At 71.2% G+C, this 14363-nt stretch carries 18 protein-coding genes; all 18 read left to right on the forward strand.

Features of this window, described 5'->3' with window-relative positions; all coding sequences use genetic code 11:
* The 18 genes from gspF (at position 1) to gcvT (ending at position 14349) form a co-directional block, all read left to right on the forward strand.
* Positions 1-1224 carry a type II secretion system protein GspF gene (gene gspF / locus FJ108_03385; GenBank protein ID MBM4334942.1) on the forward strand — a complete coding sequence of 408 codons (1224 nt, stop codon included), beginning with the start codon at positions 1-3 and terminating at the stop codon, positions 1222-1224.
* 26 nt (positions 1225-1250) lie between these two features.
* Positions 1251-1700, forward strand: coding sequence for a type II secretion system protein GspG (gene gspG, locus FJ108_03390; GenBank protein ID MBM4334943.1), 450 nt, complete (start codon positions 1251-1253; stop codon positions 1698-1700).
* Positions 1701-1703: 3 nt separating this feature from the next.
* Positions 1704-2285, forward strand: a complete 582-nt coding sequence (locus FJ108_03395; GenBank protein ID MBM4334944.1) for a prepilin-type N-terminal cleavage/methylation domain-containing protein — start codon at positions 1704-1706, stop codon at positions 2283-2285.
* Entirely contained in the window at positions 2275-2832 is a 558-nt protein-coding gene (locus FJ108_03400) for a type II secretion system protein (protein ID MBM4334945.1), read from the forward strand. Before FJ108_03395 ends, FJ108_03400 begins: the two co-directional genes overlap by 11 nt.
* Positions 2829-3764 carry a prepilin-type N-terminal cleavage/methylation domain-containing protein gene (locus tag FJ108_03405; protein ID MBM4334946.1) on the forward strand — a complete coding sequence of 312 codons (936 nt, stop codon included), beginning with the start codon at positions 2829-2831 and terminating at the stop codon, positions 3762-3764. Before FJ108_03400 ends, FJ108_03405 begins: the two co-directional genes overlap by 4 nt.
* Complete coding sequence (locus FJ108_03410) at positions 3281-4816, forward strand: general secretion pathway protein GspK (GenBank protein ID MBM4334947.1); 1536 nt, start codon at positions 3281-3283, stop codon at positions 4814-4816. Before FJ108_03405 ends, FJ108_03410 begins: the two co-directional genes overlap by 484 nt.
* Complete coding sequence (locus tag FJ108_03415; protein ID MBM4334948.1) at positions 4816-6387, forward strand: hypothetical protein; 1572 nt, start codon at positions 4816-4818, stop codon at positions 6385-6387. The genes FJ108_03410 and FJ108_03415 overlap by 1 nt, the downstream gene beginning before the upstream one ends.
* Positions 6384-6947 (forward strand): type II secretion system protein M, encoded by a 564-nt coding sequence (locus FJ108_03420; protein MBM4334949.1) that lies wholly within the window; start codon positions 6384-6386, stop codon positions 6945-6947. Before FJ108_03415 ends, FJ108_03420 begins: the two co-directional genes overlap by 4 nt.
* A gap of 10 nt (positions 6948-6957) precedes the next feature.
* Positions 6958-7719 carry a hypothetical protein gene (locus FJ108_03425; protein MBM4334950.1) on the forward strand — a complete coding sequence of 254 codons (762 nt, stop codon included), beginning with the start codon at positions 6958-6960 and terminating at the stop codon, positions 7717-7719.
* Positions 7720-7777: 58 nt separating this feature from the next.
* The gene (locus FJ108_03430) at positions 7778-8644 is read left to right on the forward strand and encodes a beta-lactamase-like protein 2 (GenBank protein MBM4334951.1); all 867 of its coding nucleotides are present in this window, start codon (positions 7778-7780) and stop codon (positions 8642-8644) included.
* Complete coding sequence (locus tag FJ108_03435; GenBank protein ID MBM4334952.1) at positions 8641-9360, forward strand: HEAT repeat domain-containing protein; 720 nt, start codon at positions 8641-8643, stop codon at positions 9358-9360. The genes FJ108_03430 and FJ108_03435 overlap by 4 nt, the downstream gene beginning before the upstream one ends.
* Positions 9353-9943: a septum formation protein Maf gene (gene maf / locus FJ108_03440; GenBank protein MBM4334953.1), complete on the forward strand. Its 591-nt coding sequence runs from the start codon at positions 9353-9355 to the stop codon at positions 9941-9943. The genes FJ108_03435 and maf overlap by 8 nt, the downstream gene beginning before the upstream one ends.
* Positions 9940-10647: a YggS family pyridoxal phosphate-dependent enzyme gene (locus tag FJ108_03445; protein MBM4334954.1), complete on the forward strand. Its 708-nt coding sequence runs from the start codon at positions 9940-9942 to the stop codon at positions 10645-10647. Before maf ends, FJ108_03445 begins: the two co-directional genes overlap by 4 nt.
* Positions 10644-11453, forward strand: coding sequence for a pyrroline-5-carboxylate reductase (locus FJ108_03450; protein ID MBM4334955.1), 810 nt, complete (start codon positions 10644-10646; stop codon positions 11451-11453). The genes FJ108_03445 and FJ108_03450 overlap by 4 nt, the downstream gene beginning before the upstream one ends.
* Positions 11454-11521: 68 nt before the next feature.
* Positions 11522-11989, forward strand: a complete 468-nt coding sequence (locus FJ108_03455; GenBank protein ID MBM4334956.1) for a DivIVA domain-containing protein — start codon at positions 11522-11524, stop codon at positions 11987-11989.
* Between the two features lie 94 nt (positions 11990-12083).
* Positions 12084-12401: a zinc ribbon domain-containing protein gene (locus FJ108_03460; GenBank protein MBM4334957.1), complete on the forward strand. Its 318-nt coding sequence runs from the start codon at positions 12084-12086 to the stop codon at positions 12399-12401.
* The gene (locus FJ108_03465) at positions 12398-13246 is read left to right on the forward strand and encodes a bifunctional 5,10-methylenetetrahydrofolate dehydrogenase/5,10-methenyltetrahydrofolate cyclohydrolase (GenBank protein ID MBM4334958.1); all 849 of its coding nucleotides are present in this window, start codon (positions 12398-12400) and stop codon (positions 13244-13246) included. The genes FJ108_03460 and FJ108_03465 overlap by 4 nt, the downstream gene beginning before the upstream one ends.
* Positions 13243-14349: a glycine cleavage system aminomethyltransferase GcvT gene (gene gcvT, locus FJ108_03470; protein MBM4334959.1), complete on the forward strand. Its 1107-nt coding sequence runs from the start codon at positions 13243-13245 to the stop codon at positions 14347-14349. The genes FJ108_03465 and gcvT overlap by 4 nt, the downstream gene beginning before the upstream one ends.
* Positions 14350-14363: the final 14 nt, after the last annotated feature.

A 14363-nucleotide genomic window follows, 5' to 3' on the forward strand; every position in this document is an offset into this window, starting at 1 on the left:
ATGCCGGTCTACCGCTACAAGGGGGTCGCCGCGGGAAATCGCGCGGTCTCCGCGACGATCGACGCGGACAGCCTGCGCGCCGCGCGCCTGAAGCTGCGCGCGGACGGGATCTTCCCCACCGAGATCGTCGCCGGAAAGACGCGCGGCGAGACCTCGGAGCTGCTCTCGAAACTGCGGCTGCCCGCGTTGCGGCGCGTCCCCGACCTGGATCTCTCGATGTTCTCGAGCCAGCTCTCGACGCTGATCTCCGCGGGTGTGCCGCTGGTCCAGGCGCTCTCCGCGCTCACCGAGCAGGTCGAGCGCGAGCGCTTCAAGACCGTGGTCGGAGCGGTGCGCGAGTCCGTGAACCAGGGCTCGTCGCTCGCCGAGGCGCTGGCCGAGCACCCGCACGTCTTCGACGAGCTCTACTGCTCGATGGTGCGGGCGGGAGAATCCTCGGGCGCGCTCGCGCCGGTGCTCTTGCGGCTCGCCGACTACGTCGAGAGCCGGATGGATCTGCGCAACCAGCTGATCAACGCGATGATCTATCCCGCGCTGATGCTCGCGTTCAGTGCCGCGGTCGCGGGCGTCCTGCTGGTGAAGGTGATCCCGAACATCACGACGATGCTCCGCGACATGAAGCAGGAGCTGCCGCTCGTGACGCGAGTCGTGGTGGCGGTCTCGGACGTCGTCACGGTGTACTGGTTTCCCGCACTGGTCGTGCTCGCGGCGGCGCTCTTGATCTGGACCCGGATCGTCCGGACCGAGCGCGGCCGCTTCGCCTGGGACGGGTTCATGCTCCGCACCCCGGTCTTCGGCCGGCTGATCCGCTACGTGGCGATCGCCCGCTTCGCGCGGACGCTCGCGACGCTCTCCGCCGGCGGCGTGAACATCGTCGGCGCGCTCGAGATCGCGCGCAGCGTGACCGCCAATGCCGTGATCGCCAAGGCCGTCGACGGCGTGAAGGATGCGATCACGCGCGGCTCCTCGATCGCCGCGCAGATGCGCACGAGCGGCGAGTTCCCGCCGCTCGTCACGCACATGATCTCGGTCGGCGAGGCTTCCGGGGAGCTCCCCTCGATGCTCGGAAAGCTCGCCGACACCTACGACACCCAGGTCGAGAACGCGCTGCAGCGCATGCTCGCACTGCTCGGTCCGATCCTGCTCGTCTTCGTCGCGATCGTGATCCTGGTGATCATCCTCTCGACGCTTCTGCCGCTCATGAACATGACGTCCGCGCTCTAGGGCGGCCCTTCAAGGAGATTCCCCCCATGCGACTCGAAGAACGCGACGGCTTCACCCTGATCGAGATCATGGTGGTCGTGCTGATCGTCGGCCTCTTGATGACGGTGCTCGCGACCAACGTCTTCCGGCGGCTCGGCGGCGCGCAGGCCGACATCGCGCGCCTGCAGGTCTCGAAGCTCTCGCAGCAGCTCGAGCTGTACAAGCTCGACAACGGCACCTACCCCACGAGCGAGCAGGGGCTCGATGCGCTGGTCCACGAGCCGACCACCGAGCCGCGGCCGCGGCGCTACCCGGACGGCGGCTACGTCTCGTCGAAGGATCTGCTCGATCCCTGGCAGGTGCCCTTCAAGTACGAGCGACCGGGAAAGAACAACGCGCGGAGCTTCGATCTGTACAGCTTCGGCGCGGACGGTCAGCCCGGTGGCGACGGCGAGAACGCCGAGATCGGAAACTGGGAAGTGACCGAACCGCGCTGAGCCGTGAACCTTCGAGGCGCCGAAGCCGGCTTCACCCTGCTCGAGCTGCTGGTCGTGCTGCTGCTGATCGTGCTCGTGACGGGCGTGTTCACGACCCGCATCGGCGGCGGATTCGGCGTTCACCTGCGCAACTCCGGACGCACGCTCGCCGCGGAGCTCGAGTACGTCGGCCAGCGCGCGGTGACCACGGGTCGGGCGCAGCGCTTCGTGATCGACCTGGACCAGCAGGTCTTCCGCCTCGAAGAGCTGCCGCCGGAAGCGCCCGCGACCGAAGCGGAGCTTCCCGAGCACGCCGAGAACCTCGACCTGGCCCCGCCGCTCTCGGAAGCGGTCTTCGCTCCCGTCGAGGGACGGATCGGCGAGTGGCGCGCACTCGACGACGCGGACGAAGTGCGATTCCTCGAGGTGCGGCTCGGCGGCGCGCCCAGCCACGAGGGCGCGGTCGGAATCGGCTTCTCTTCCGACGGCGCGAGCGATCCCGCGGAGATCTGGCTGCGCGACGACGGCGGCTACGAGCTGCTAATCCGCGTGGTCGCCTTCACCGGCGAGATCCGCGTCGAGGAGGTCGACGCCGGTGGCCCGTAGCCGCGACGGATTCACGCTGATCGAAGTCCTGGCGGCGCTGCTGATCGTCGGGCTGGTCTTCGGCCTCTTGCTCGAATCGGTGACCGCGAACCTCGACGATCTCGGGCGCGCGCGTCTGGAGGCTCGCGCGACGCAGCTGGCCGAGGAACGCGCGCGCCAGCTCGCGGGCGAGATCAGCGCAGGGGCCGAGATCGAGGACGGCGAGACCGAAGGCGAGTACGAGCCTCCCGACGCGGATCTGCGCTGGCACGTGAACGTGTCGGAGCAGACGCTCGAGCTGCCGGAGGACTATCCCGCCGAGGTCTCGCCCTCCCCGCTCTTCGCCGTGCCGGGGGCTGCGCGCCCGGCCGCGTTGCCGGGCCGGGTCCCGCCGCTTCGGCTGGTCGAGGTGCGCGTCTTCGCGGTCGAGGACGAGCCCGAGAGCGCGACGCCGTTCGTCCTGCTCGTGACCGCCCCTCCCGATCCCGCGCGGCTCGAGGAGCTGCGCAAGCAGCGCGAGCAGGCGCCGCCGCCCGAGGCTCCCAAGACAGGAGGGGCCACGCCATGAGCCCGCGGTCGGCGCGCGGGTTCACGCTTCTCGAGGTGATGGTCGCCATCTTCATCATGGCGCTGGTGATCACGTTCGCCTTCCAGGCGTACCAGGGAATCGCGGAGGCCTACACGCGCGTCTCGGACGGCACGTCGCGCGATCGCGCGGCGCGAATCCTGCTCGATCGGATCGAGCGCGAGCTCGTCGGCGCGGTCCTCGTGCAGCGCGAGCTCGGGGTGGACCCGCTCACCCACCCCTACGTCTTCTACGGCCAGCCGCTCCAGCAGAGCGACTCCGAGGGCTTCGAGCTGCGCTTCGTCACCCAGACGCCGCTTCGCTCGCCGGGCAGCCCGCCCGCGCCGCTGGCGCTCGTGTCGTACGGCACGGTGGCGTCGCGATCCGGCCACGGCGTCGACCTGCTCCGGCAGGAGGAGGCGCTGCCCGCGGAGCTCCGCAAGGAGGTGGAGTGGACCCAGCCGCAGACCGTGGCCGACGAGCTCGCGATCTTCTCGATGAGCTTCGTCGGCGAAGGAAGCGAGGCCCCAGGGGTCTGGGACTCGACGAGCGTGGCACAGCTCGACCAGCTTCCCCTCTCGATCGAGCTCAGGCTCGCGCTCTGGGAGATGGGACCGGACGGCGAGCCCTGGCCCGGTCTCGAGATCACGCGGCTCGTGGACCTGCCGGTTCGTCCGTTCCGACTGAGCGCCGAGGATGCAGAGAAGAACCGGGGCGCGGCCGACTGCGGATCCGGCGTGACGGTGGCCGTCTGCCTGGCGGGCTTCGAGGCGGAGCTCGCGGCGGCGAGCCCGGCGCTCGCGGCGGCGATCGAGGAGGCCCGGAACCAGACGGAGGACGCCTGCTGGAGCGACCCCGAGCCGTCTCCGGCGCTGCAGCGCCTGAAGGTGTTGCTGAACGGGCTGCCCGGCTTCGACGAGGGGAGCTGCCCGTGACCCGAGCCCGCGACGAGGACGGCGTGGTCCTGCTTCTCGTGCTCGTCCTGGTGGTGGTCGCGATCTCGACGGCGTACGCGCTCGCCAAGACATCGGTGATCGAGGCGATCAGCACGCGCCAGTACGGTCAGTACGCGCGGGCGACGCTGCTCGCGCGCTCGGGAATCGCCCTCGCCGTCCGCACGCTCCAGGACGACGTGCTCGAGGGCGACCCGATCACGAAACAGGTGGAGTCGGAGCTCGACGCCTGGGCGCTGCTCTCGAAGCAGGAGATCGAGCTCCCGGGCGAGGCGGTGCTGCACGTGACGGTTCGCGACACCGGGGGTCGGCTGAACCTGAACGCGCTCGTGGACGCGAAGGGCGCGCGCATCGGCGAGAACAGCAAGGCGTTCCTGAAGGCGGCCCTGGCGCACATCGCCGAGACCGCGCCGGCGTTCAAGGGCTCGAGCGCGTATGGCGACGAGGATGTCGACGAACTCGCCGACGCGCTCCTCGACTGGCTCGACAAGGACGAAGAGACGCGCGTGGGCACGCCGGAGGAGGAGTACTACGTCGGGATCAAGAAGGCCGCGAGCGCGCCGCTGGATCGGCCCGTCTTCTCGCTGGACGAGCTCGCCGCGGTTCCCGGACTCGACGCCTTGATGCTCGAATCGCTCAAGGCCTACTTTACGACCTACCCTATGTTTCCTGCCCCGGGCTCCGGCGGAGCGAATCTCAACACCGCCCCGCCACACGTGCTCGGGATGATCTACCACGGTCTCGGAAAGGAGTTCGAGCTGCTCGATTCGCGCGACGTCTTCGGCCTGCTCCGCGCGCGCCAGGAGGGACGGGTCTTCTGTCCCACCGAGGGGCCCGAGCCCTGCGCCAGCTTCTACCGCACGCTCGGGATCGCCGAGGGCGAGGAGGTCTTCCCACCGCTCTCGTACACGAGCCGCGTGTTCCGGATCGACTCCGAGGCGCGAGTCGGCGAGACGCGCGCGTGCGTGAGCAGCGTGGTCGACCGCGGCAACGGCGCGGAGCCCACCACCCTCTACTACCGGCTGGGCTGCTGATGTTCGAGAGGAGCGTCGTCGGCCTAGACATCGGCTCCTGGTCGGTCAAGGTCGCCGAGCTTTCCGCGGGCCTGCGCGGCGCGAGGTTCGTGCGCTTCGCGGAGCTGCGGCTGCCGCGCAACGCCCCGTCCGAAGAGATCGAGGCGACGATCCAGCTCTGGGTGCAGAGCCGGAACCTCTCCCCCGAGACTCTGGTCACGGCGCTCGCGACCGGCCACCTGACCCAGCGCCACCTGCGCTTCCCGTTCGCGGGGGCCAAGCGGGTCGCCGCCGCGCTCGCGTTCGAGATCGACGAGGAGCTGCCGCTCCCGCTCTCGAGCGTCGTGCTCGCGCACGAGCAGGTTCTCACGCGCCCCGACCAGACGGACGTGCTGGTCGCGATCGCGCCGCGTTCCGACGTCTTTGCGCACCTCGCCTCGTTGCGCCGGATGGAGCTCGAGCCGCGCGTGATCGAGTGCGAGGGCGCGTCGCTCGCGAACCTGTCCTCGTTCCTGGGACTCGACGACGTGTCGCGCCTGATCCTCGACGTCGGCCACGCGAAGACGAACCTCTGCCTGCTCGTCGACGGGAAGCCGATCGCGCTGCGCCGGATCCCGATCGCCGGGCGCCAGCTCAGCGAGGCGCTCGCGCGCGACATGAAGCTCTCGCTCGAAGCCGCCGAGGAACACAAACACGAGATGGGCGTCTTCGAGCTCGGAAGCTCGAAGCCGATCTCGCCCGGCATCCGCGACGCGCTCGAGCGCCTCGCGCGCGAGGTGCAGCGCTCCGTGCAGGCGATCGTCGGCGATCCGCTCGATCCGGTCCATCCGACCGAGATCCTGCTCGTCGGCGGCTCCGCGCAGCTCCGCGGGCTGGCCGGCTTCTTCGCCGAGCAGACGGGCCTGCCCACGCGCGTGCTCGAAAGCGCGCGCACCAGCGACGGTGGCGACCGCTTCATCGAGGCCGGCCCGGCGCTTTTCGCGCAGGCCGCGGCGCTGGCGCTGCGCGGCTCGTCGACGGACCGGGTCACGCAGAGCGATTTCCGCCAGGGCGACCTCGCCTACGCGCCCGACCTCTCCGGCCTGCGCCCGCAGCTCCGCTTCACGGTGGGCCTCTTCGCGCTCTTTCTCGTCATCTGGGTCGCGAGCGCGGCCCTCGGATCCTGGCTGGAGAGCCGGCGTGTGGCGCAGGCCCAGGCGCAGCTCGACTCGATCTACCGGCAGGTGTTTCCCGACTCCCCGCCGTCGAGCGCGCCGCTCCAGTCGCTGGAGAAGCGCGCGGCCGAGACGCGCGAGCTCGCGGCACACCTCGGTGTCACTGGAAAAGGGCTCTCGGTGCTGGAGATCCTGAGGCAGATCTCGGCGCTCGCGCCCGAATCCCTGGACGTCTCGCTGGACGAGCTCTCGATCGAGCGCCAGAGCATCGTCGCGCGCGGCCACAGCTCGGACTTCGTCTCGGCGGACCAGCTCAAGGCCGAGCTCTCCAAGTTCGAGGGCTTCCAGCGCGTGCTGGTGACCGACGTCAAGACCGACTCGCGCCGCGGCGGCAAGACCTTCACGCTCTCGATCCGGCTCGGGGGGGGCGAGGAATGAACGACCTGCTCGCGCCGCTGCGCGGCTACCTCGCCTCGCGCTCGCCGCGGGAGCGCTGGCTTCTGGTCGCCGGCGCCTGCGCGCTGGCGCTGGTGATCGTGTACGCCGGGCTCGTGGTTCCGCTCGACGATCGCTCGCGCGAGGCGGACCGGCGCGTCGCGCAGCTCGAGCTCGAGCTGATCCGGGCGATCGGCATTGCCGGCGAGATGCGCGCGCTGCAGGGCGAGCTCGCGAGCGTCGAGAGTCGGATCCAGCCCGGTTCCGACACGAACCTGATCGCGCTGCTCTCCACGCTCGCGGCCGACGCCCGAATCTCGCAGGAGCAGCTGGAGTCGATCGAGCCCCGGCAGCCGTCGACCAACGCGAAGTACCCGGAGACGCGAGCGGAGGTGCGCCTGAAGGGTGCGTCGCTCGAGCAGACGGTCGAGTTCCTGCACAAGATCGAGACCTCGGGCTCGCACCTGATCGTGCGCTCGCTGAAGATCCGCGCCCGCGGAGACGGCGCGAGCGGCGGCGTGCTGGACGTGAGCTTCTCGGTCTCGAGCTTCGAACGCGCCTAGGGGATCCGCGTTGAGGTCGCGATGGCTGCGCGGATTTGCGCTGGCTGCGGCGGGCCTTGCGATCGCGATCTGGCTGGCGCCGGCGCTCTTGCTGCGTCCGGTCTGCACGCGCCTCCTCGCATCCTCCGGGATCTCGATCGAGCTCGACGGCGTGCGCCCGGCATGGCCCTGGGGAGCGGCGGTCGAGCGGGCCCGCGTCGTACGGGGCGCATCTGCGCTCGAGTTCGCGGCCTTACGCGCGCGGCTGTTTCCGTCGGGGCTTCGCGCGGAAGCGCAGGTCGGTGCAGGATCGCTGCTCCTTTCGACGCGAGGGATCCGGCTTCGCGGCGGCGTGCTGCGCGCGCAGTCGTTCCCGCTCGACCGGCTGGTCGACCTCGCGCCGTCCTTCGGCTTGCGCGGAACCGCCGACGGCGTGTACCGCTTCGGCGACCGCGAGGCGCTCGAGCTCACGCTCTCGCGCGGGGCGCTGCGGCTTCGCGCCCCGGTGGCCTTCGAGCTCGCGTTCGCGCAGCTCGTCGTCGCGGCGGTTCGCGAGCGCGACGGCGGCTGGCGCGTCGAGCTCGCAGACATCTCCGGCCCGCCGCTCTCGGCCCGAGCCACAGGAAGGATCGGCCCGGAAGGCGGGCTCGCGTTCGACGTCGAGGTCACGCGGCTCGAGGAGCCGGCGCGCGAAGCCTTCGCCATGGCCGGGCTCCCGACTGGACCGACGCCGTTCCGCGCGAGGATCGGGGGAACGCTCGAGGCACCGATCTTCTCGCCGCTCGCCCGCTAGGCCGCGCGCCCGACCCGCGCGTCTTTCGATTGCGCGAGGCGCCGGGTAGAGTGCAGGCGTGGATTCCATGTGGGGCATGAAGCTCCCCGACATCGAGCGCTGGTCTGCGCAGGTGCTCGTGGTGCGCGGACAGAATCCCGGCCCGTTCACCGGGCCGGGGACGAACAGCTATCTGGTCGGGCGCGGCTCGCGTCCGCTCCTGATCGATCCCGGATCGGGCCATGCCGGTTACCTGACGCTGCTCGAGCAGGCGCTCGCGAGCGACTTCGCGGGCGCAGCTCCCGCGGAGATCCTGGTCACGCACGTCCACCCGGATCACATCGGCGGAGTGGCGGAGGTGCTCGGCCGCTTCGGTCCGCTTCGCGTCTCGAAGCGACCGTGGCCCGGCAAGGACGAGCGCTTCGGACTCGCGCTCACGCCGATCCGATCGGGCGACGTGTTCCGCAGCGAAGGCGCGACGCTGCGCGCGATCCACACGCCCGGCCACGCCGAAGACCACATCTGCTTCTACCTGGAGGAAGAGCGCGCGCTCTTCACCGGCGACCTCGTGCTCGGTGCGGGCACCACCGTGATTCCGCTCGACGGCGGCGACATGGGCGCGTATCTCGCGTCGCTGGAGCAGCTGCTCGGGCTCGAGCTCGAACGCATCTATCCGGGCCACGGCCCGCTGATCGCGGACCCGAAGGCGAAGCTTCGCGAGTACATCGAGCACCGCCTGGCGCGCGAGCGGCAGATCGTCGCGGCGGTGCGCGCAGGCGCGAGCACCGTCGACCGGATGGTCGAGCGCATCTACACCGACACGCCGCGCGCGCTCTGGCCGGCGGCGGGGCAGTCCGTGCTCTCGCACCTGCACAAGCTGGAGCGTGAGCGCCGCGCCTCCCGAAGCCGGGACGCCGGAGGCGAGGAGCACTGGGCGGTCTCGTGAGCGAGCCCGACACACTCTTCGAGCGGCTGGCGTCGCCGAGCCACCGGGTCAAGCACGCCGCCTGCGACGAGGCGCTGTCGCGGCTGCGCGCGGATCCGGCACTTCGCGAGCCGCTTCGCGCCCTGCTCGGCAGCCCCGACCCGCACGCGCGCTTCTCGGCGGTCTGGGTGCTGTTCCAGGCCGAGCGTCCGACGCTTCGCCTGCTGCCCGCGCTGCTCGGCGCGCTCGAGCTCCCCGACGGAGACCTGCGCTGGCAAGCCGCTCAGATGCTGACGGCGCTCGGCCGACTCGCACCCGAAGTCCTTCCCGTGGTTCTGCATGAGGCGCGAGCCTCCGAGTCCGCGGTGCGGCGTCGGATGGCGATCTTCGTGCTGCGCGAGCTCGCGCCGGAGCGCGCCGAGACCGGCGCGGTCTACCTCGCCGCGCTCGACGATCGCGACCCGGAGGTGCGGCGCGCCGCCCTCTCGTGCTTCGCCAAGCTCACCGATCCCGACCTCGCGCTCGCCCGTCGCGCGCTCGCGCTCGCAGGCGGCTCCGACCCCGATCCGCGCATGACGCGGATCGCGACGGTCGTGCTGCCGGGGCTCGCGAGCTTCCACCCCGAGCTGCGCGGTGAGATCGAGACCTTGCTCGGCGAGCTCGAGCACTCGTCGGATCCCTCGCTGGTCCGCGGCGCGCAGGCCGCGCGAAGGCAGCTGGACGCCTCGAATGCGTGAGAAGCGGCGCGCGCTGGTGCTCGCGTCGAGCTCCCCGCGACGGCGCGAGCTGCTCGCCGCCGCCGGCTTCGCGTTCGAGATCGCCGAGCCCGACATCGACGAGGTCGCGGGTCCGGGCGAGGCGCCCGAGGCGCAGGCGCGCAGGCTCGCGCTCGAGAAGGCGCACGCGGTGGCCGCGCGCTTTCCCGAAGAGGCCTGCGTGCTCGCCGCCGACACGCTGGTCGTCGTGGACGAAGACGTGCTCGGCAAGCCGCGCGACCCCGACGAGGCGGTCGAGATGATGCTGCGCATCCAGGGCCGAACGCATCGCGTGCTCACGGGCTTTGCGTTCGTGGTTCGCGCGCTGGGTGTCGTGGAGAGCGACGTCGTCGAGAGCGTGGTGCGCATGCACGCGGTCGATCGCGACACGGCGCGCGCCTACGCGCGCTCCGGCGAGCCGCTCGACAAGGCCGGCGCGTACGCGGCGCAGGGCGAAGGCGGGCGCTTCGTCGCCGGGATCTCCGGCTCGCGGTCGAACGTGATCGGCCTGCCGATGGAGTCGGTGGTGGCCCGCCTGGCCGGCCTGGGGGTCGCGCCCGAATGAGCGAGCTGGTCGAACGGCTTGCGCACGTGAGGGCGCGGATCGAGCGCGCCTCGCTCGCCGTCGGTCGGGATCCGGCGGCCGTCAAGCTTCTCGCCGTCTCGAAGATGCAGTCGCCGGAGCGTGTGCTCGAGGCCGTGCGCGCGGGCCTGCTCGCCTTCGGCGAGAATCGCGTCCAGGAGGCGGAGGGAAAGATCCCCGCCGTGACGGCCGCTTGTGATTCGCCCATCGAGTGGCACTTGATCGGGGGTCTGCAGCGCAACAAGGCCCGGCGCGCAGTCGAGCTCTTCGACGTGATCGAATCGGTGGATCGCCTCGAGCTGCTCGTCGCGCTCGAAAAGGCGGCCAGCGAGCGAGGCGTCCGACCGCGCATCCTCCTGCAGGTCAACATCGACCGCGAGCTGCAGAAGGGCGGCTGCATGCCGTCGAAGCTCGCGGAGCTCGCCGCCGAAGCGGACGCCTGCCCGAGCCTGGAGCTGGTCGGACTGATGGCGATCCCGCGCGCCTGGGACAATCCGGAGCAGGTCCGGCCCGCGTTTGCGCGCTTGCGCGGACTGCTCGCGGATCTGAACCGGACGCGCCCGCGCGAGCGCGCGCTGCGCGAGCTCTCGATGGGCATGACGAGCGACTACGAGGTCGCGGTGCAAGAGGGCGCAACCCTGCTGCGCATCGGCACCGCCCTCTTCGGGGAAAGAGAGCGGAAATGACGGGACTTCCCGGAAGCGTGGGAACGATCGGCGCGGGCAACATGGCGGAGGCGATCCTGTGCGGGCTACTGCGCGCCGGGGTCTCGCCCGCCTCTCTTTCTGCCGCGGATCCGGACGCGAGCCGCCGCGAGCGGATCGAGGCGCTCGGCGTGCGCACGACCGCGAGCAATCTCGAGCTCGCGCGCGGCGCCGAGCTGGTCGTGCTCGCGGTGAAGCCGCAGCAGCTCGCGAGCGCGGCCGCCTCGCTGCCGCGCGACGGCGGCCCGCTCTACCTCTCGATCGTGGCGGGCGCCACGACCGCGGTGCTCCGGCGACAGCTCGGAGCGCACGCCCGGATCGTCCGCAGCATGCCCAACACGCCCGCGCTGATCGGCGCGGGGATCAGCGCGGTCGCGAGCGACAGCGGCGCCACTCCCGGCGACCTCGAACTGGCCTGCGCGGTGCTCCGCGCGGTCGGCTCGGTCGTGCGCGTCCCGGAGTCCGCGCTCGACGCGGTGACGGGTCTGTCCGGATCCGGCCCCGCCTATCTGTTTGCGTTCATCGAGGCGCTGATCGAGGCGGGCGCGCGCGAGGGACTGGCACCGGAGACCGCGCGCGCGCTCGCGCTCGAGACCGTCCACGGCGCCGCGCGGCTGGCGCTCGAATCCGGCGAGGATCCCGCCGTGCTTCGCGAGCGCGTGAGCTCGCCGGGCGGCACCACGCTCGCCGGCCTGGGCGCCCTTTCCGAAGGGGGGGGCCGCGAGGCGATCCTGGCCGCCGTCCACCGGGCCACCGAGCGCTCGAAGCAGCTTGCCGCCGGGGGCTGACCGGCGCGCACCGCGTTCGACGTTCCGCTCAAGGCGCCGAGGGTTTCGGCCGATTCTGCTGGCTAGAGATGCGCCTCACCCCGCTCGAGATCCGGCAGCACCAGTTCACGACCCGCCTGCGCGGGTTCGACGCGAGCGAGGTGCAGGCCTTCCTCGAGACCGTCGTCGCCGACTTCGAGGACGTGGTGCGGGAGAACGCGCAGCTGCGCCGCGAGGCCGAGCGGCTCGCGCGCGATCTCGACGCGTACCGCGCGCGCGAAAAGACGATCCAGGACACGCTCACCACCGCGCAGACCGTCGTCGAGCAGCTGAAGCGCACGGCGATCAAAGAGAGCGAGACGATGATCGTCGACGCGGAGCTTCGCGCAGAGAAGATCCTCGCCGAGGCGCGCGAGCGCCGAGCCGAGCTCGCGAACGAGATCCGCGAGCAGCGCTACCTGCGCCAGCGACTCGAGCTCGACCTGCGCCGCTCGCTCGAGGGCTACGCGAAGCTGATCGACGCCTTCTCCTCGGCCGACGACGCAAGCGACCCGTAGCGCGCGATCCGCGCCCGTTCTCCCGCGTTTGACCCGCGAATGGCGCTGGCCTAGATTGCGCCGCGCCCGCGGATTCCCCAGGAGAATCGAGTACATGCCGACGTACGAGTACGAGTGCTCCAAGGGCCACCGGTTCGAGGCCGAGCAGTCGATCAACGATCCCGCGCTGAAGCGCTGCCGTGTCTGCCGTTCGAAAGTGCAGCGACTGATCTCCGCGAGCGCGTTCATCCTGAAGGGCGGCGGCTGGTACTCCGACGGCTACGGAAGCGCGAAGCCCGGCTCGAGCAGCGAGACCAAATCGGAATCCACGCCCGCCCCGAAGTCCGAGACCAGGACCGAGACGAAGTCCGAGCCCAAGACGAAGACCGCCGCCAAGCCGTCCGGCGGATCGGCCGCGAGCAGCGGCTCGTGACGAGGATCGCGAGCGGCAAGGAGCTCGCCGAAGAGATCCTGGCCGACGTGCGAAAGCGTGTCTCCGAGCTTCGCGGCGGGCCGCCGTGTCTGGCCGTCGTGCTCGTCGGTGAAGACCCCGCATCGCAGATCTACGTGCGCAACAAGGGCCGCGGCGCGCGCGCCTGCGGAATCGCGTCGCGCGAGATCCGACTGCCGGCGACGGCCAGCGAAGCCGAGGTGCTGGCGGTCGTCGCGGAGCTCAACCGCGATCCCGGCGTGCACGGCTTCCTGGTGCAGCTGCCGCTGCCCCCGCACATCGATCCTGGGCGAGTGGCCCTGGCGATCGACCCGGACAAGGACGTCGACGGGCTGCATCCTCAGAACGCGGGGCGTCTGGTCGCCAATGAACGCGCGCTGGTCTCGTGCACCCCGCTCGGCTGCATCTACGTGCTCGACCGCTTCGGCGTTCCGATCGAGGGCGCGAACGCGGTCGTGATCGGGCGCAGCAACATCGTCGGAAAGCCCGTCGCGCTGCTGCTCCTGCACCGGAACGCCACGGTGACGATCTGCCACTCGCGCACGCGCGACCTGCCCGAGATCGTGCGCCGCGCCGACATCGTCGTGGCTGCGCTCGGAAAGCCGCGCTTCGTCCAGGGCGATTGGATTCGCGAGGGCGCGGCCGTGATCGACGTCGGCGTGAATCGGGTCGACGGAAAAATCGTCGGCGACGTAGACTTCGAGCAGGCGAACGGCCGGGCGGGCGTGCTCACGCCCGTTCCGGGAGGGGTGGGTCTGTTGACGGTCGCGATGCTGCTGCGAAACACCGTGCAGGCCTTCGAAACCCGGACCGCCACCGCACCGTGAGCTCCGACGCGCCGGGCGCCGCGCTCCGCCGCACGCCCGTCTGGGCCCGGCACGTGGAGGCCGGCGCGCGAATGACTCCGTTCGCGGGCTTCGACATGCCCGTGGTCTACAGCTCGATCCTCGACGAGCACCGCGCGGTCCGCGCGCGGGCCGGGCTCTTCGACGTCTCGCACATGGGCGAGCTGCGCCTGCGCGGACCCGCGGCGCTCGAAAACGCGCAGCGCGTCTTCAGCAACGACGTCGCGGGCACCGCCCCGGGACGCGTCCGCTACGGGCTGCTGTGTGTGGAGAGCGGCGGAGTCGTCGACGACGTCACGCTCTACCGCACGGGCGAGCGCGAGATCCTGCTCTGCGTGAACGCGTCGAACGTCGCGTCGGTCCTCTCCTGGCTGCGCCAGGTGCACGCCGGTGCGCGGCTGGACTGCGAGATCGAAGACGAGAGCGACGCGACCGGGCTGGTCGCGCTGCAGGGACCGCAGGCGCTCGCGATCGCGGCGAAGCTCCTCGCGGCGGATTTTCGCGCGCCGAAGCGCTGGCACTTCGCGCGCACCGAGCTGGCCGGGGTCCGTGTGCTGCTCTCGCGCACCGGCTACACGGGCGAGGACGGCTACGAGATCTTCGCGCCGGCCGAGCGCACGGTCGCGCTCTGGGACGCGCTTCGCGAGGCGGGCGGCGAGTCGCTCGCGCTCGCGGGTCTGGGCGCGCGAGACACGCTGCGCACCGAGATGGCCTACCCGCTCTACGGCCACGAGCTCGACCTCGAGCACGATCCGATCGAGGCCGGGCTCGAGCGCTTCTTGGCCTTCGGCCGCGGCTTCTGCGGCGAGCCCGCGCTGCGCCGGCGCGCCGAGGAAGGCCCGAAGCGCCGGCTCGTCGGCCTGCGGCTCGAGGGGCGGCAGGTCGCCCGTCCCGGCTTCCGGATCGTCTCCGAGCGGGGCGACGGCGTCGTCACCAGCGGCACCTTCGGACCGAGTGTCGATGCCTCGATCGCGCTAGGCTACGTTCCGGCCGGGTTCGCAGCGGGCGCGCAGCTTCACGTCGAGATCCGCGGCAAGAACGCGCCGTGCGCGATCGTAGCGACGCCGTTCCACAAGCGAGGCTAGGGACCAAGAGAGCT

Source organism: Deltaproteobacteria bacterium, assembly GCA_016875225.1.
GTDB lineage: Bacteria > Myxococcota_A > UBA9160 > SZUA-336 > SZUA-336 > VGRW01.

Coding starts and splice junctions, on each gene's coding strand:
- gspF (MBM4334942.1), top strand. CDS start 1: ATGCCGGTCTACCGCTACAAGGGGGTCGCCGCGGGAAATCGCGCGGTC.
- gspG (MBM4334943.1), top strand. CDS start 1,251: ATGCGACTCGAAGAACGCGACGGCTTCACCCTGATCGAGATCATGGTG.
- FJ108_03405 (MBM4334946.1), top strand. CDS start 2,829: ATGAGCCCGCGGTCGGCGCGCGGGTTCACGCTTCTCGAGGTGATGGTC.
- FJ108_03415 (MBM4334948.1), top strand. CDS start 4,816: ATGTTCGAGAGGAGCGTCGTCGGCCTAGACATCGGCTCCTGGTCGGTC.
- FJ108_03420 (MBM4334949.1), top strand. CDS start 6,384: ATGAACGACCTGCTCGCGCCGCTGCGCGGCTACCTCGCCTCGCGCTCG.
- maf (MBM4334953.1), top strand. CDS start 9,353: ATGCGTGAGAAGCGGCGCGCGCTGGTGCTCGCGTCGAGCTCCCCGCGA.
- FJ108_03445 (MBM4334954.1), top strand. CDS start 9,940: ATGAGCGAGCTGGTCGAACGGCTTGCGCACGTGAGGGCGCGGATCGAG.
- FJ108_03450 (MBM4334955.1), top strand. CDS start 10,644: ATGACGGGACTTCCCGGAAGCGTGGGAACGATCGGCGCGGGCAACATG.
- FJ108_03455 (MBM4334956.1), top strand. CDS start 11,522: ATGCGCCTCACCCCGCTCGAGATCCGGCAGCACCAGTTCACGACCCGC.
- FJ108_03460 (MBM4334957.1), top strand. CDS start 12,084: ATGCCGACGTACGAGTACGAGTGCTCCAAGGGCCACCGGTTCGAGGCC.